This is a genomic window from Streptomyces coeruleorubidus, from assembly GCF_008705135.1.
GTDB classification, from domain to species: Bacteria; Actinomycetota; Actinomycetes; order Streptomycetales; family Streptomycetaceae; genus Streptomyces; species Streptomyces coeruleofuscus.
In genome coordinates, this window is the sequence record NZ_CP023694.1 from 3,361,798 (window position 1) to 3,377,920 (window position 16,123).

The 16,123-nt window shown below is 73.4% G+C and carries 15 protein-coding genes; 7 read left to right on the top strand and 8 right to left on the bottom strand.

Going from position 1 to position 16,123, the window contains the following annotated elements:
* Nucleotides 1-118: 118 nt before the first annotated feature.
* Nucleotides 119-1,135 carry an aspartate-semialdehyde dehydrogenase gene (locus CP976_RS15445; protein WP_150480883.1) on the top strand — a complete coding sequence of 339 codons (1,017 nt, stop codon included), beginning with the start codon at nucleotides 119-121 and terminating at the stop codon, nucleotides 1,133-1,135.
* On the opposite strand, the gene CP976_RS15450 is transcribed toward CP976_RS15445, so the two are convergent.
* Both CP976_RS15450 and CP976_RS42920 read right to left on the bottom strand, forming a co-directional pair.
* Nucleotides 1,136-1,636: a DUF1203 domain-containing protein gene (locus tag CP976_RS15450; RefSeq protein WP_150480884.1), complete on the bottom strand. Its 501-nt coding sequence runs from the start codon at nucleotides 1,634-1,636 to the stop codon at nucleotides 1,136-1,138. It lies immediately after the preceding gene.
* A gap of 5 nt (nucleotides 1,637-1,641) precedes the next feature.
* Complete coding sequence (locus CP976_RS42920) at nucleotides 1,642-1,842, bottom strand: hypothetical protein (protein ID WP_167537345.1); 201 nt, start codon at nucleotides 1,840-1,842, stop codon at nucleotides 1,642-1,644.
* 273 nt (nucleotides 1,843-2,115) lie between these two features.
* Between CP976_RS42920 and CP976_RS15455 the strand changes: the two genes are divergently transcribed.
* Entirely contained in the window at nucleotides 2,116-2,259 is a 144-nt protein-coding gene (locus tag CP976_RS15455; RefSeq protein WP_190146792.1) for a hypothetical protein, read from the top strand.
* Between the two features lie 55 nt (nucleotides 2,260-2,314).
* The gene (pepN, locus tag CP976_RS15460) at nucleotides 2,315-4,888 is read left to right on the top strand and encodes an aminopeptidase N (protein ID WP_150480885.1); all 2,574 of its coding nucleotides are present in this window, start codon (nucleotides 2,315-2,317) and stop codon (nucleotides 4,886-4,888) included.
* 132 nt (nucleotides 4,889-5,020) lie between these two features.
* On the opposite strand, the gene CP976_RS15465 is transcribed toward pepN, so the two are convergent.
* Nucleotides 5,021-5,614, bottom strand: coding sequence for a dihydrofolate reductase family protein (locus tag CP976_RS15465; protein ID WP_150480886.1), 594 nt, complete (start codon nucleotides 5,612-5,614; stop codon nucleotides 5,021-5,023).
* A gap of 71 nt (nucleotides 5,615-5,685) precedes the next feature.
* Between CP976_RS15465 and CP976_RS15470 the strand changes: the two genes are divergently transcribed.
* Nucleotides 5,686-6,264, top strand: coding sequence for a TetR/AcrR family transcriptional regulator (locus CP976_RS15470; protein ID WP_150480887.1), 579 nt, complete (start codon nucleotides 5,686-5,688; stop codon nucleotides 6,262-6,264).
* A 13-nt stretch (nucleotides 6,265-6,277) separates the two neighbouring features.
* Here the strand turns inward: CP976_RS15470 and CP976_RS15475 are convergent, their stop codons facing one another.
* The gene (locus tag CP976_RS15475; RefSeq protein WP_229875205.1) at nucleotides 6,278-7,291 is read right to left on the bottom strand and encodes an EamA family transporter; all 1,014 of its coding nucleotides are present in this window, start codon (nucleotides 7,289-7,291) and stop codon (nucleotides 6,278-6,280) included.
* A 107-nt stretch (nucleotides 7,292-7,398) separates the two neighbouring features.
* Between CP976_RS15475 and CP976_RS15480 the strand changes: the two genes are divergently transcribed.
* Nucleotides 7,399-7,917: a MarR family winged helix-turn-helix transcriptional regulator gene (locus tag CP976_RS15480; RefSeq protein WP_150480888.1), complete on the top strand. Its 519-nt coding sequence runs from the start codon at nucleotides 7,399-7,401 to the stop codon at nucleotides 7,915-7,917.
* 64 nt (nucleotides 7,918-7,981) lie between these two features.
* Here CP976_RS15480 and CP976_RS15485 read toward each other — a convergent pair whose 3' ends face one another.
* Entirely contained in the window at nucleotides 7,982-9,403 is a 1,422-nt protein-coding gene (locus tag CP976_RS15485) for an FAD-dependent monooxygenase (protein WP_150480889.1), read from the bottom strand.
* 179 nt (nucleotides 9,404-9,582) lie between these two features.
* On the opposite strand from CP976_RS15485, the gene CP976_RS15490 reads away from it, so the two are divergent.
* Nucleotides 9,583-10,161: a TetR/AcrR family transcriptional regulator gene (locus tag CP976_RS15490; RefSeq protein WP_150480890.1), complete on the top strand. Its 579-nt coding sequence runs from the start codon at nucleotides 9,583-9,585 to the stop codon at nucleotides 10,159-10,161.
* Between the two features lie 151 nt (nucleotides 10,162-10,312).
* On the opposite strand, the gene CP976_RS15495 is transcribed toward CP976_RS15490, so the two are convergent.
* The 3 genes from CP976_RS15495 to CP976_RS15505 form a co-directional block, all read right to left on the bottom strand.
* The gene (locus CP976_RS15495; RefSeq protein WP_150480891.1) at nucleotides 10,313-10,600 is read right to left on the bottom strand and encodes a hypothetical protein; all 288 of its coding nucleotides are present in this window, start codon (nucleotides 10,598-10,600) and stop codon (nucleotides 10,313-10,315) included.
* Nucleotides 10,601-10,661: 61 nt separating this feature from the next.
* Nucleotides 10,662-12,755 carry a 4-alpha-glucanotransferase gene (gene malQ, locus CP976_RS15500; protein WP_150480892.1) on the bottom strand — a complete coding sequence of 698 codons (2,094 nt, stop codon included), beginning with the start codon at nucleotides 12,753-12,755 and terminating at the stop codon, nucleotides 10,662-10,664.
* Nucleotides 12,756-13,025, bottom strand: coding sequence for a hypothetical protein (locus CP976_RS15505; protein ID WP_059420006.1), 270 nt, complete (start codon nucleotides 13,023-13,025; stop codon nucleotides 12,756-12,758).
* Nucleotides 13,026-13,248: 223 nt separating this feature from the next.
* Between CP976_RS15505 and CP976_RS15510 the strand changes: the two genes are divergently transcribed.
* Nucleotides 13,249-16,113 carry a glycoside hydrolase family 84 protein gene (locus CP976_RS15510; protein ID WP_150480893.1) on the top strand — a complete coding sequence of 955 codons (2,865 nt, stop codon included), beginning with the start codon at nucleotides 13,249-13,251 and terminating at the stop codon, nucleotides 16,111-16,113.
* Nucleotides 16,114-16,123: the final 10 nt, after the last annotated feature.

Here is a 16,123-nt window from a genome sequence, read left to right on the forward strand (position 1 = left end):
TCCCACTCCCCGGGCAGACCGGGGAAAGAAGTGGACAGACGGGCCTTGGTCGGCCGCATGATGGAAAAGCCTCGGCCAAGCAACGAGCACGTGAAGAGACGCAGGAGAGGGAGTCACCGTGAGGGTCGGAATCGTCGGAGCCACCGGACAGGTGGGCACGGTCATGCGCAGGATCCTCAAGGAACGGAACTTCCCGGTCACGGAGCTGCGTCTGTTCGCCTCGGCCCGCTCGGCGGGCTCCGAGCTGGACGGCGTGACGGTGGAGGACGCGGCGACCGCCGACTACACCGGCCTGGACATCGTGCTGTTCTCCGCGGGCGGTGCCACGTCCAAGGCGCTGGCCGAGAAGGTCGCCTCCCAGGGCGCCGTCGTGATCGACAACTCCTCGGCGTGGCGCAAGCACCCGGAGGTCCCGCTGGTCGTCTCCGAGGTGAACCCGCACGCGATCGCGAACCGCCCCAAGGGCATCATCGCCAACCCGAACTGCACGACGATGGCCGCGATGCCGGTGCTGCGTCCACTGCACGCGGAGGCGGGCCTGGAAGCCCTGGTCGTCGCCACGTACCAGGCGGTCTCCGGCTCCGGCCTCGCCGGCGTCGCCGAGCTGCACGGCCAGACGCAGAAGGTCGTCGCCGAAGCGGACCAGCTCACGCACGACGGCGAGGCGGTCGACTTCCCCGAGCCGGGCGTCTACAAGCGCCCCATCGCCTTCAACGTGCTGCCGCTCGCGGGCAACATCGTCGACGACGGTCTGAACGAGACCGACGAGGAGCAGAAGCTCCGCAACGAGTCCCGCAAGATCCTGGAGATCCCCGGGCTGAAGGTCTCCGGCACCTGCGTGCGCGTCCCGGTCTTCTCCGGCCACTCCCTCCAGGTCAACGCCCGCTTCGCCCGCCCGATCTCCCCGGAGCGCGCGACGGAGCTGCTGAAGGACGCCCCGGGCGTCGAGCTCTCCGACATCCCCACCCCCCTCCAGGCCGCCGGCAAGGACCCGTCCTACGTCGGCCGCATCCGCCGCGACGAGACGGTGGACAACGGCCTGGCCCTCTTCGTCTCCAACGACAACCTCCGCAAGGGCGCCGCGCTGAACGCGGTCCAGATCGCGGAACTGGTGGCGGCCGAGCTGAAGGGCTAGCTAGTCCCTGCGCACCTCGCGCCCCCTGCGCACCTCGTACAGGAAACAGCCGTACTCGACGGCCCGGACGTGGACGAGCGCCACGGCCGGGTCGTCGAACGCTTCCGCGAGGGCCTCGTCGAAGTCGCCAGGCTCCTCGACCAGCCGGCCGCCCAGGATGTGCCCCTCGGCCGAGTAGCGGCGGACCGTGCGGTGGGCGTTGGTGAAGGGCAGGGCGGCGTCGGCGTCCGGTCCCGGGCAGTCGTCTGCGTGGATGAAGACCGGACCCACTTCGTCGTACGCGCCGGGATCGACGCCCTGTTCCGCCGCCCAGCGGCGTAGCGGGGCGTAGGAGACCAGGGCGATGCGTTGGCCCGGCTCACTGCGGCCCAGGCAGCAGCGCAGGGGCGCGCCGCCCTCGCTGTCGGTGAAGGGGACCGCGGGGCGGCCCGCGTCGTCCGTCGTACGCAGTTCCTTCAGGACGCGCGCGGCGATGGGCTGTGCGGTGTAGGTCGTCGTCATGCTCATCAGGCTTGCTCGCCCGGGCCCTCCGGACCGGCGGGATCCGGACGTCGTGCTGCCTCTGTCCCGGGCAGCCCGGCCCGTACGACCGCCGGCAGGGCCAGGAGCGCCGGGCAGCCGCCCACGCCGGGCACCGCCGTCGGGCCCAGCGCCTCGGCCGCGCGGCCCCCGGTGAACGCGCCCAGCGCGATCCCCGTGTTGAACACCGTCCCCGTCTCCCCGCCCCGCAGGCGGCACCGCCCCGGGCACCCGCGAAGAGCGCCGACCCCGACTCGCGGGCCCTCGGCGCGGCGGCCGACGGCCAGGTCTGGGCGCAGACCGGGACGCCCCCCCCCCGTGGACCGGGCCGCAGACGACGAGCCGCAGCGCCGAGCCGGCGTGTGAGCCCGCCGCCGGGGCCGGCAGCCGGACGACCGCCCCGGCCCGGCCGCGATGACGGCAGGGCCCGGCGTGGGTCGCGGGCCGCCGGTCATCGGCCCGTGTTCGTGCCGGTGGAGCCCGTGCCCGAGTCGGCGCCCGGCCTGGTGTGGCACCGGGACGCGGAGACGGCGGCCGTACGGGAGTTCGCCCGGCCCCTCGCCGGGCAAGGGGTTTCCCTAGGAGACACCAAGGTCGTCGCCTGATGCGAAGCTGCCGTGGAAAGATGGCGCAACCCACCCATACCGAGGAGATGACCGCGTGCCTGGCACAAACCTGACCCGCGAGGAGGCGCAGCAGCGGGCGAAGCTGCTCGCCGTTGACTCGTACGAGATCGAACTCGACCTCTCCGGCGCGCAGGAGGGCGGCACCTACCGGTCCGTGACGACGGTGCGCTTCGACGTCTCGGAGAACGGGGCGGACTCGTTCATCGACCTGGTGGCCCCGGCCGTGCACGAGGTGACCCTCAACGGGGGCTCCCTCGACCCCGCCGAGGTCTTCGCGGACTCCCGGATCGCCCTGCGCGGCCTGCTGGAGGGCCGCAACATCCTCCGGGTGGTCGCCGAGTGCGCGTACACCAACACGGGTGAGGGCCTGCACCGTTTCGTCGACCCGGTCGACGACCAGGCCTACCTCTACACCCAGTTCGAGGTGCCGGACGCCCGCCGGGTGTTCGCGAGCTTCGAGCAGCCGGACCTGAAGGCGACCTTCCAGTTCACCGTGAGGGCGCCGGAGGGCTGGACCGTCATCTCGAACTCGCCCACGCCCGAACCGCAGGACAGCGTCTGGGTGTTCGAGCCGACGCCGCGCATCTCGACGTACATCACGGCGCTCATCGTCGGCCCGTACCACTCGGTGCACAGCGTCTACGAGAAGGACGGCCAGTCCGTCCCGCTCGGCATCTACTGCCGTCCCTCGCTCGCCGAGTACCTCGACTCGGACGCCATCTTCGAGGTGACCCGGCAGGGCTTCGACTGGTTCCAGGAGAAGTTCGACTACGCGTACCCGTTCAAGAAGTACGACCAGCTGTTCGTGCCGGAGTTCAACGCGGGCGCGATGGAGAACGCGGGCGCGGTGACCATCCGCGACCAGTACGTGTTCCGCTCGAAGGTGACGGACGCGGCGTACGAGATGCGCGCGGAGACCATCCTGCACGAGCTGGCCCACATGTGGTTCGGCGACCTCGTGACCATGGAGTGGTGGAACGACCTGTGGCTGAACGAGTCGTTCGCCACGTACACCTCGATCGCCTGCCAGGCGCACGCGCCCGGGAGCCGGTGGCCGCACGCGTGGACCACCTTCGCCAACTCCATGAAGACGTGGGCCTACCGGCAGGACCAGCTGCCGTCCACCCACCCGATCATGGCCGAGATCCGGGACCTGGACGACGTCCTGGTCAACTTCGACGGCATCACGTACGCCAAGGGCGCCAGCGTCCTGAAGCAGCTCGTCGCCTACGTCGGCATGGACGAGTTCTTCCGGGGCGTGCAGGCCTACTTCAAGCGCCACGCCTACGGCAACACGCGCCTGTCCGACCTGCTGGGCGCCCTGGAGGAGACCTCCGGCCGCGATCTGAAGACATGGTCGGAGAAGTGGCTCCAGGCGGCCGGGATCAACATCCTGCGCCCGGAGATCGAGACGGACGCGGACGGTGTCGTCACGTCCTTCGCCATCCGCCAGGAGGCCCCGGCCCTGCCCGCCGGCGCCAAGGGCGAGCCGACGCTGCGCCCGCACCGGATCGCCGTCGGCCTGTACGAACTGGACGACGCCAGCGGCAAGCTGGTCCGCGAGGAGCGGATCGAGCTGGACGTGGACGGCGAGCTGACCGCCGTACCCCAGCTGGTCGGCAAGCGCCGCCCGGCCGTGATCCTGCTCAACGACGACGACCTGTCCTACGCGAAGGTCCGCCTGGACGAGCAGTCCCTGGCCTTCGTCACGGAACACCTCGGTGACTTCGAGTCCTCCCTCCCCCGCGCCCTGTGCTGGGCGTCGGCCTGGGACATGACCCGTGACGCCGAGCTGCCCGCCCGCGACTACCTCTCGCTGGTGCTGTCCGGCATCGGCAAGGAGTCCGACATCGGCGTCGTGCAGTCGCTGCACCGCCAGGTGAAGCTGGCGGTCGACCTGTACGCAGACCCGGCCGCGCGCGAGGCGCTGCTGGCCCGCTGGACCGACGCGACGCTGGCGCACCTGCGGGCGGCGGCGCCGGGCAGCGACCACCAGCTGGCGTGGGCGCGCGCGTTCGCCGCGACGGCCCGCACGCCCGAGCAGCTGGACCTGCTGGACGCCCTGCTGGACGGCTCGCAGACGATCGAGGGCCTGGTCGTCGACACGGAGCTGCGCTGGGCGTTCGTGCAGCGGCTCGCGGCGGTGGGCCGCTTCGACGAGACGGAGATCGCGGGCGAGTACGACCGTGACCGTACGGCCGCCGGTGAGCGGCACGCCGCCACGGCGCGCGCGGCCCGGCCGACCCCGGAGGCCAAGGCGGAGGCGTGGGCGTCGGTCGTCGACTCCGACAAGCTGCCCAACGCCGTGCAGGAGGCCGTCATCGGCGGCTTCGTCCAGACGGACCAGCGCGATCTGCTCGCCCCGTACGCGGACCGCTACTTCGAGGTGGTCAAGGACATCTGGGAGTCCCGCTCCCACGAGATGGCCCAGCAGATCGCCGTCGGCCTCTACCCGACGGTCCAGGTCTCCCGGGAGACCCTGGACAGGACGGACGCCTGGCTGGCCTCCGCCGAGCCGAACGCGGCCCTGCGGCGGCTGGTGTCGGAGTCGCGCGCGGGCGTGGAGCGCGCACTGAGGGCGCAGGCGGCGGACGCGGCGGCGCAGTAGCCGACCGTACGGCGATGAGGGGCGCCCGGCGCGATGCCGGGCGCCCCTCGTTCGTGCCCGGGGGCCGGTGCGATCCGGCGCCCTCGTTCGTGCCCGGAGGCCGGTGCGATCCGGCGTCCCTCATGGCGCGGCCTAGCGGCGGGTGAGGCGGGTGAGGGTGACGCCGTTGGGGAAGGCGGTGCGTTCGGCTACGTCGAAGACCGTGGGGTCGAAGGCGCCGTCGAAGGCCGGGACGCCGGCGCCCGCGACCACCGGGTAGTTCTTGATCACCAGTTCGTCGATCTCGGGCAGCAGGGTGCCCGCGAGCCTGCCGCCTCCGCAGAGCCAGACGTCCAGGCCGGTGCCCTCCTCCCGTTTGAGCTCGCGGACGAGGGCCGACGGATCCCCCGGTACGACGGTGACGGCCGGGTCGATGTCGGGTTTGAGCGTGCTGGAGACCACGTACTGGCGCAGGTGCGCGTACGGACTGGTGATTCCCCCGTCGAGGGCGGGGCGGTAAGTGCCGAGGCCCATGACGACGGTGTCGAAGCGCCGGTTGGGTGCGTCGGCGAGGCCGGCGGCGGCATGGAAGGCGGTCGGCACGGTCTCGGGGTACAGGCTGTTGGTCCAGGCGCTGTAGGCGGCGGACTGCTGTTCGTCGCCGCCGGGGAAGAAGTCGTACTCACCGCCCGGCCCGGCGATGCGGCCGTCGAGCGTGACGGCGACGTAGTACACGAGCTTTCGCATATCAGTTAACTCCACATGTAGTACTCTGACTGAAGTGGTTTGAACGTAGTACTACGGATGGAGTGGTGTCAATGGTCAGGCGGAACGAACAGCGGCGTGCCGCCCTCGTCGACGCGGCGATCGAGGTGCTGGCCGGAGAAGGCGCGCGGGGTCTGACGTTCCGGGCGGTGGACACCGAGGCCGCCGTACCCGCGGGCACCGCGTCCAACTACTTCGCCAACCGCGACGACCTGCTCACCCAGGCCGGAGCCCGTGTCTACGAGCGACTCCAGCCCGACGAGGCCACCATCGCCCGCCAGCGCGCGGCCGGCCGCGACCGGGAGACCTACGTGGAGCTGATGCGCGAACTCGTCGGCCGCGTCGCCTCCTTCCGCACCGGCTACCTCGCACTGCTCGAACTCCGGCTGGAGGCCACCCGCCGCCCCGAGCTGCGCAAGGTCCTCACCGAACGGGTCCGGGCCGACGTCGACGCCAACGTCGCCTACCACGAGGCGTCCGGCCTCCCCGGCGACGCCATGGCCGTCAAACTGCTCATGCTGACCCTGAACTGGCTGATCGTCGAGCAGCTCACCCTGCCGGACGTCTTCACGGAGGCCGAGCGCGAACAGCTCGTGACGGCCGCGGTCGAGCGAATCGTGGCGGCGGAATGAGCGGGAGCGGGACCTATCGCCGCAGCGCCGGACGTGTCACGTCCTGACCCGTCACGCCCTGACCTGCCACCTCCGTCGAGTCCTTCGGGGCCTTCCTCCCAGGAGACCCGAGGACCGGCCCTCCAGAGGCACCCCGAACCGCCTCCGGGCCCGACGGCTTCCGCCGCGGCCCGATCTGCCCCGCCACCGTCGCCCCGAAAGCCAGCGCCATGCCCGCCAGTTGCACCGGTGTCAGCGCCTGACCGAGTGCCGCCCAGCCGACGACGGCCGCGGTCAGCGGGGAGAGCGGGCCGAGGAAGGTGACCTGCGTGGCGGTGAGGCGGCCGATGCCGCGGAACCACAGCCAGTACGCGACCGCCGTGTTCGCCAGGGCGAGGTAGAGGTAGCCGCCGACCGCCCGGCCGTCCAGCGCGGGCGGCGCGCCCTCGACGAGGACGGCGAGGGGCGCGATGAGCAGGCCGCCCGCGGTCAGTTGCCAGCCGGTGAGGGCCAGCGGGCCGACGCCCTCGGGGCGCCCCCACCGCTTGGTGAGCACGGTGCCGGTGGACATGGACGCCGTGGAGGCGAAGGCCGCCAGCACGCCCAGCGCGTCCAGCGCCCCGGCCGCCTGGAGCACGACCAGGCTGACGCCGAACGCGGCCGCGATCCCGGTGAGCAGCGTGCGCGGCGACGGCCGCTGCCCCAGCAGCAGGGCCGAGAGCCCGACCACGAACAGCGGGCCGACCGAGCCGACGACCGCCGCCATGCCGCCGGGCAGCCGGTAAGCGGAGAGGAACAGCAGCGGGAAGAAGGCGCCGATGTTCAGCGCGCCCAGCACCACCGACTTCCACCACCAGGCGCCGCGCGGCAGCACCCGGGCGATGGCCAGCAGGAGCAGACCGGCGGGCAGGGCGCGCAGGAGGCCGGTGAACAGGGGCCGGTCGGGCGGGAGGAACTCGGTGGTGACGGCGTAGGTCGTGCCCCAGGAGACGGGGGCGAGGGCGGTGAGGGCGGTGAGCGTGGCGCGGTGCGCGGCCTGGGGACGCATGAGTCGCACCCTTCCGAGTAGGTCAGTACCAAGTAGCTTAGCGCTAAGCCACTTGCCGTCAAGCCACTTTCTTGCGGGCGACCCAGAGTCGTCGGATACTCGTGCCCATGAGCGAACGCCCCGAGCAGCGCAAGGACCCCGTCGACGCGATCATCGACCAGTGGGCGACGGTCCGGCCCGACCTCGACACCGCCGCCATGGAGGTCTTCGGCCGCATCTACCGGCTCTCCCGCGCGATGGGCGAACGGACGGAGAAGGCGTACGCGCGGTTCGGGATCGGCCGCGGGGAGTTCGACGTCCTGGCGACCCTGCGCCGCGCCGGCGAGCCCTACACGCTCTCGCCCCGGCAGCTCTCGGCCACGCTGATGCTCACGACGGGAGGCATGACGGGCCGCCTCGACAAGCTGGAACGCGCCGGCCTGCTGCGCCGCTCCCCCGACCCGCACGATCGCCGGGGCCTGAAGGTCACCCTCACCGACAAGGGCCTGGAGCTGATCGACGAGGCGGTCGGTGCCGGACTCGCCGTCCAGACGGAGGCGCTGTCCGGCCTCGACGACGGGCAGGCCGGACAGCTGTCGGAGCTGCTCAGGGAGTTGCTCCGCACGACGGAGGACCGGCAGGACTGAACCGGCGTCCGACGCGTTCGCCGGTGACCTGGCGGGCCGGTGCCTGCGCCGGCCCGCCGAGGCGCTACCCCACGTGGGCGGTGACGGCCGCCTCGATCGCCCGGGCGTCCGCCGAATCGGCCGCCCATGCCGCGTACCCGTCGGGCCGCACCAGCACGGTCGTACGGCGGTCGCTCGCCCAGCGCTCCACGGCCAGCCGGCCCGCACGGGCGGCCCCGGCCTTGTACGGCTCCGGGGTGATCAGCACGAACCGGCCGCCGCGCATCGCCTCGTGGAGGCGACCGCCTCCGGCCAGGGCGACGTCCGGGACGCGCATGCCGGTGAAGCGGTGGGAGCCGCGGGGCGCGGGGTAGCGGTAGCCGATCCCGGTGACCTGGCCGAGCGCCTTGCGGCGGGCCGGGCCGACGGTGCCGAGGAAGGCGGCGAAGGCGGTGCGCAGCGCGATCGTCCAGGGCCGCCGGGCCATCGCGGCACGCACGATGCCGCCGCTGCTGCGCAGCACCGTCCTGCCGATGGGGTGCCGTTCGGCCTGATAGGTGTCGAGGAGCGCGTCGGCCGCGTGCCCCTCGATGACGGCGGCCAGCTTCCAGCTCAGGTTGGCGGCGTCCTGGAGGCCGGTGTTCATGCCCTGGGCGCCGGCCGGGGTGTGGACGTGCGCGGCGTCACCGGCGAGGAAGACGCGGCCGGCCCGGTAGGAGGGCGCCTGCCGCTCGTCGCTGTGGAAGCGGGACATCCAGCGGGGGTCGTGCATGCCGAAGTCACGGCCGAGGGCGCGCCGGGTGGTCTCCCTGATCTCGTCGAGCCCGACCAGCGCGTCGTCGGGGAGCTCGCGGCCGCGGTCCCAGCAGACGACGCGGTGGTAGCCGTCGCCGAAGGGGACGACGAAGGCGAAGGCGTCGCCGACGGCGTCGAAGGTGAGCAGCTCCCCGGGGTCCTCGGTCACCCGTACGTCCGCGAGCATGACGGAGCGGATCACCGAACGGCCGGGGAACGGCAGCCCGACGGCGTTCCGCACCGTGCTGCGCATCCCGTCGGCGCCGACGACGTACGCCGCACGCAGCGCCTCCGCGTCTCCGCCGGGCCCGCGGATCTCGACCGTCACGCCCTGAGCGTCCTGCGTCAGCCCGGTCACCTCGGTCTCGTGGCGGAACCGCGCCCCGGCCTCAAGCGCCCGCCGCTCCAGGGCCTTCTCCACCTCGTACTGCGGAAGGACGAGGAGGTGGTTGAAGCGGGAGGGAAGCGCGGAGAGGTCGAGGCCGAGCCGGCCGTAGAGGCGGAACCGGCCGAGCCGCCGGCCGACCGCCTCCAGTTCGTCCGCCAGCCCTCGGGCGTCGAACTGCTCCAGTGTGCGGGCGTGCAGGACGAACGCGCGGGAGAGGTTGCTGATCCCGTGCGGGCGCTTCTCGACGACGGTGACGGGGACGCCGGCGGCGGCCAGGTCGCCGGCCAGAAGCAGGCCGGTGGGGCCGGAACCGACGATGATCACGGTGCGGGGTGGTGTCGCTCATCAGGGCCTCCCTATAAGCCAACACGTGTGGGGCGATGCCTGTTGGCCAACACACGTTTGCCAACGGTCGTTGACCAACGCTCGCTGACCAACGTAGAACCGGATGCCGACTTCGTCAACGCTTGTTGGCCTACAGGTGTTGGCATACGCTCGTTGGTATGCCCGACAACAAGCTCACCGCCCCCGCCAGGCGCTCCGACACCACCCGCGCCGCCATCCTCGACGCCGCACGCGAGCGTTTCGCCGCCGACGGCTACGAGCGCGCCACCATCCGCACCATCGCGCGGGACGCGGGCATCGACCCGTCCATGGTGATGCGGTACTACGGCAGCAAGGAGGGCCTGTTCGCGGCCGCCGTCGCCGTCGATCTGAAGCTGCCCGATCTGGGCCCGCTGCCCCGGGACGAGGTCGGGTCAGCCCTCGTGACCCACTTCCTCGCCATGTGGGAGGAGAACGAGGTGCTCACGGCCCTGCTCCGGGTCGGCGCCACCAACCAGGCCGGGGCCGAGCGCATGCAGGGCATCTTCCAGGAGCAGTTGCTTCCGGTCGCCCGCCAGGCGTGCCCCGACCCCGAGCAGGTCCCGGTGCGGGCCGCGCTCACCGCCACGCAGCTGCTCGGGCTGGCGCTCACCCGGTACGTCCTGCGCCTCCCGCCGGCCGTGGCGCTCAGCCGCCAGGAGATCGTGGCGTGGCTGGCGCCGACGGTGCAGCGCTATCTGACGGCACCGAATCCCTGACTCCCGGCCCACCCCGGCCCATCCCGGCCGGCTCCCGGCCACCGGGAAAGCCGAGGGCGCCGCCCCGGTCGCCGTACGGCGGCATGCGCGTTCGTACGGCGGGGGCGGCGCCCTCGGAAAAGGTGCGTGACGGACTCGAAAGAAGTCCTGGTCAGGCCTTGGCGTCGGCCTTCGCGTCGGCCTTGGTCCTGATGTTGGAACTGGTCGGGTCCTTCTTCTTGTGCGACTTGTCCCCGACCATCACCAGACCGTGGATGACCAGGTACAGCACGATCGGGGCCGCGACGAAGAGGCCCAGCGTCTCGATGACGCTCAGGCCCTGACCGGGGTCGTCACCGTCGTCGCGCGTGAGCGCGGAGGCGGGCGACGACATGAGCAGCATCATCAGCGTCGTACCGGCGGCCAGGGCGCCGGCGCGCAGGGCGTTCTTCTTGTCCACGGTGCCAAAAGTATCCAACGCCGGTCGGGGCCGCGCGCCCGGGGTGCCGTAAGAGACGTCCTCAGCCGCCCGACGCGTCGGGCGGCTGCCGCAGAACCTCGATGAGGGCGTGCAGCCGGGGCGAGGCGGCCAGGTCCTCCAAGGTCACGGGACGGCCCGCCGCGTCCGCGATCGGCAGCCGCCAGTTCGGGTACTGGTCCCACGTCCCCGGGAGGTTCTGCGGGCGGCGGTCGCCCACCCCGTCGGGGAGCCAGACGCCGACCATGCGGGCCGGGGTGCGCAGCAGGTAGCGGTGGACGGCCTGGATCTCGGCCTCCTCCGAGGAGGTGTCGGTGCCGCCGGTGCCGTTCAGCAGGCCGAGCTCGGTGAGCAGGGCCAGCCACTCGGCGGTGTCGGCGGCGGCCTCGGCGCGCTCCTGCTCCAGCGGGCGGGTCAGCAGGCCCAGGCTGTCGCGGAGCGCGACGTGCTCGCCGGTGAGGCGGGCGGCCGTGGAGGGCAGGTCGTGGGTGGTGGCGGTGGCCAGGCAGTCGGCGCGCCAGCGGTCGGGGGGCAGCGGGCGGCCGTCACCCTCCCAGTCGCGTTCGAACCACAGCACGGACGTGCCGAGCACCCCGCGCTCGCGCAGCGCCTCGCGCACGCCCGGTTCGACGGTGCCCAGGTCCTCGCCGATCACCAGCGCCCCGGCCCGGGAGGCCTCCAGGACGAGGACGGCGAGCATGGCCTCGGCGTCGTAGCGGACGTACGTACCCTCCGTGGGCGGGTGGCCCAGCGGCACCCACCACAGGCGGAACAGGCCCATGACGTGGTCGATGCGCAGGGCTCCGGCGTAGCGGAACAGGGCGCGCAGCAGTTCGCGGAAGGGGGCGTAGCCCGACTCGGCCAGGCGGTCGGGGCGCCAGGGCGGCAGGCCCCAGTCCTGGCCGCGGGCGTTGAAGGCGTCCGGCGGGGCGCCCACCGACATGCCGGCGGCGAAGTACTCCTGCTGGGCCCAGGCGTCGGCGCCGCCGGGGTGGACGCCGACCGCGAGGTCGTGCACGATCCCGACCGGCATCCCGGCCTCCCGGCCGGCACGCTGTGCGGCGGTCAGCTGGGTGTCGGTGAGCCAGGCGAGCCGGGACCAGAAGTCCACCCGGTCCATCAGTCCGTTGCGGGCACGGACGGTCTCGGCCGAGCGCGGGTCGCGCAGGCCGGTCGGCCAGCGGTGCCAGTCCGGGCCGTGCACCTCGGCGAGCGCGTACCAGGTGGCGTGGTCCTCCAGGGCCTGGCCCTGCTCGGCGAGGAAGTCGCAGTAGGCGGCGCGTCTGCCGGGGCCGAGCGGCACCGCGCACAGCAGCTCCAGCGCCTCCCGCTTGAGCTCCCACACGGCGTCGCGGTCGATCAGCGCGCCCTTGTCCAGCACCGCTTCGCGCAGCCGGCCGGATCTCTCCAGCAGCGCGCGCAGCCGCTCGCGGTCCTCGACGTACGCGCACTCGGGGACGTCCTCGATGCGCAGGTGCACGGGGTCGGGGAAGCGGCGGGAGGAGGGGCGGTACGGGGAGGGGTCGGTGGGGGCACCGGGCACGGCCGCGTGCAGCGGGTTGACCTGGACGAACCCGGAGCCGAGCGACCGCCCGGCCCAGCCGGCCAGCTCGGCGAGGTCGCCCAGGTCGCCCATGCCCCAGGAACGGCGGGACAGCAGGGAGTAGAGCTGGACGAGGAGTCCGTGGGAGCGTCCGGCGGGACTGGGCAGGCGGGCCGGGGCGACGACCAGGTGGGCGGTGGCCGTGCGGCCGTCGGGGACGGTGGCGGTCAGCCGGTGGACACCGGGCGGGAGGTGTTCGGCCGAGGCGTGGGTCTCGCCCTGTTCGGTCTCGATGAGCAGCCGGCTTCCCTCGGGGAGCGCGGCCAGGGCGGCCGGGGGGCCGGTGCCCCAGCCGACCACCGTGGGCGGCAGCAGCCTGGCGCCCAGTTCCCGCTCCCGGGCGGCGAGCGCGGCGCGTACGGCGCCGGGCGTGCTCGCGTCCACGCCGAGAGCGGCCAGGGTGAGGGTCACCGCGGCGGCCGAGGCCGCGACCGTACGGTCCGGGGACGGGCTGTACGAAGTGGCGACGCCGTGCAGGTCGGCGAGTCGGGACAGGTCCTCGGAAGGCGGTTCGGCCGGCCGGGGTGCGGTCATCTAGGACCTCGTGAAGTCCGGGACGAAGGCGGAGGGTTCGCTGGTCAGGGGGGCGGATTCGGCGAGCGGCGGCTCGCTGGTGAGGGGCTCGGCGTCGGGCAGCGGGGGCTCGCTGGTCAGCGGGGGCTCGGCGCAGGTGCTCTCGGAGCTGAAGATGCAGTAATGGGGGTCTTCGTAGCGGGGATCGTCATAGTGGGGATCGAGGTCGGCGGACGTGTCCGCCACGGGTTTGGACGGGGCCGGGAGCGGAAGGAAAGTCATCGCAGCCACGGGGGCCTCCTTGTTGGGTACGGCGTTCAACGGCTATCGCAGCCCTACCCAGTCAAGGCGAAGGCAGACACCCCAGGCCGAACATCGTGCTTCTGCTCACATTCCACTCTCCTCCACTCACTCCAGAGTCCGGCAATTCGGTCACAACGGCCACTCTCGTTGACACCCTCACCGGGCGGGTGGTGGGCTCGTTCTCCCGGTCGAACACCTGTGGAGGGGGCCTGTGGGACTGCGGCGTGGGAAGCGGGCGGCGGCTCTCGCCGTCGCCGTCGTCGCCGGCACCCTCGGCACCCCGCCCGCCGCGGTGGCGGCCCCGCCCGTCCCGGGCGCGACCGCGGCACCCACCACCCCCGACACCGCCCGTCCGGACCTCTCCGTCCGGCCGCGCCCCCAGTCCCTGCGCGCGAACGGCGCACCGGTCGCGGTCACCGACGAGGTCGCGCTGATCACCGAACCGACGGCCGACCGGTACGCCGTCGAAACCCTGCGCGACCTGCTGCGCCAGGCCGGGGCCCGTCGCATCACGGACTCCGCCGCGCCCGGGGCGCTGGTCGTGCGGGTGCGGACGGAGCCCGTCCGCCGGGACGACCGCCGCGCCCTCCCGCCCGGGGGATACGAGCTGTCCGTGGGCAGGAGCGGCGTCTCGCTCACCGGAACCGGCGAGGACGGCCTGTTCCACGCGGTCCAGACGCTGCGGCAGCTTTTGCGGCCCGGCGGTGCGATCGCAGCCGCCGTCGTACGCGACTGGCCCGGCACCGCCGTGCGCGGCATCACCGAGGGTTTCTACGGCACCGCCTGGACGCACCGGCAGCGGCTGGGGCAGCTCGACTTCATGGGGCGCACCAAGCAGAACCGTTACCTGTACGCCCCCGGTGAAGACCTGTACCGGCAGGCCCGCTGGCGTGAGCCGTACCCGCGGGCGCAGCGCGCCGCGTTCCGGGAGCTGGCCGAGCGGGCGCGCCGCAACCACGTCACGCTCGGCTGGGCGGTGGCCCCGGGCCAGGCGATGTGTTTCGCGTCGGACGACGACGTGCGCGCGCTGACCCGCAAGCTCGACGCCATGTGGGCGCTGGGCTTCCGGGCCTTCCAGCTCCAGTTCCAGGACGTCAGCTACAGTGAGTGGCACTGCGACGCGGACGCCGGCCGGTTCGGCTCCGGCCCGCGGGCGGCGGCGAGGGCGCAGGCCCGGGTGGCGAACGCGGTGGCCCGGCACCTGGCGGAACGGCATCCCGGTGCCGCCGGTCTGTCGCTGATGCCGACCGAGTACTACGAGGACGGCACGACCGACTACCGGCGGGCGCTGGCGAGCTCGCTGGACACGCGTGTCGAGGTGGCGTGGACGGGTGTCGGGGTGGTGCCCCGCACCATCACGGGCGGTGAACTGGCCGACGCCCGGGAGGCGTTCCGGCATCCGCTGGTCACGATGGACAACTACCCGGTCAACGACTACGAGCCCGGCCGCCTCTTCCTCGGCCCCTACCGGGGCCGCGAGCCGGCCGTCGCCACCGGCTCGGCCGCCCTGCTCGCCAACGCGATGCAGCAGCCCGAGGCGTCCCGCATCCCGCTGTTCACCGCCGCCGACTACGCCTGGAACCCGCGCGCCTACCACCCCGGGGAGTCCTGGCGCGCCGCGATCGCCGACCTGGCGGGCGGGGACCGCCGCCGCGAGGAGGCCCTGGCCGCGCTCGCCGGGAACGACGCGTCGTCGGTCCTCGGCGAGGAGGAGTCGGCGTACCTGCGCCCGCTGACCGAGGCGTACTGGCGGGCCCGTACGGCGAGTGGTCCCGGTACGGACGGCGACGCCGCGCGGCGGCTGCGCGAGGCGTTCACCGTGCTGCGCGAGCTGCCCCGGCGGCTGGCGGGCACCGCCCTCGCCCCGGAGGTCGCCCCCTGGTCGGAGCGACTGGCCCGTTACGGCGAGGCGGGTACGACCGCGCTCGACATGCTGGACGCGCAGCGCGCCGGGGACGCGGCGGCGGCCTGGACGGCGTACCGCCAACTCGGTGCGCTGCGGGCCCGGCTGGAGCCGGCGCCGGTCAAGGTCGGCACGGACGTCCTGGACCCCTTTCTGGGGCGGGCGCAGAAGGCGTACGCGGCCTGGTCGGGCATCGACCACGAGCCGCCCCCGAGCCCCGGCGACCCGGGCGACGGCCGCACCCTGCGCTTTTCGCACCCCCGGTCACTGACGGCCGTGACCGCCCTCACCGACCCCGGCACCGAGGGCGACGTCGAGGTGCACGTACCGGACCTGGGCTGGCGGCGGGCCGGCCGGCTGGCCGCTTCGGGGGCGACCGAGGTGCGGGCCGGGCAGCGGGTGGACGCCGTGCGGGTCACCGGTCCCGCGTCCTCCCGTGTGCGTCACCTGGTCCCGTGGTTCGCGGACTCCCCCGCCACCTCCCTGGAGCTGACGCGCGACCGCGTGGACGCCGAGACCGGCAGGACGCGGCGGCTGACGGCCGGGCTGGGCTCGCTGCGCCCCGCCGGCGCCCGCGGCAGGCTCACCGTCGAGGCGCCCGAGGGCGTACGAGTCCGGGTGCCCGGGTCCGAACTGTCCGTGCCGCGCGGCACGAGGGTGGAGGTCCCGGTCGAGGTGACCGTGGAGCGCGGTGCGCCGAAACGGTCCTACGACATCCGGCTGGGGTTCGCGGGAGCCACCCGCACCCTCACCGTCCGGGCCTTCCCGCCCACCGGCGGGCCCGACCTGGCCCGCACCGGCACGGCGCGTTCCTCGGGCGACGAGACGCCCGGCTTCCCCGCGTCGGCGGCGAACGACGGCGACCCGGACACCCGCTGGTCGTCCCCGGTGGACGACGGCGCCTGGTGGCAGGTCGAGCTGCCCCGCCCGGTGCGGCTCGGGCAGGTCGTGCTGCGCTGGCAGGACGCCCACCCCTCGGCGTACCGCGTCCAGGTCTCGCCCGACGGCCGCCGCTGGCGCACGGCGGCCGCGGTACGGGACGGCAGGGGCGGCCACGAGAGCGTCCGCATGGACGAGCGCGACGTGCGCTTCGTGCGGGTGCAGGGCGAGAAGCGGGCCACGCCGTACGGGTACTCGCTGTGGTCGGCGGAGGCGTACGCCGTCACGGACTGAACCCGTCGGA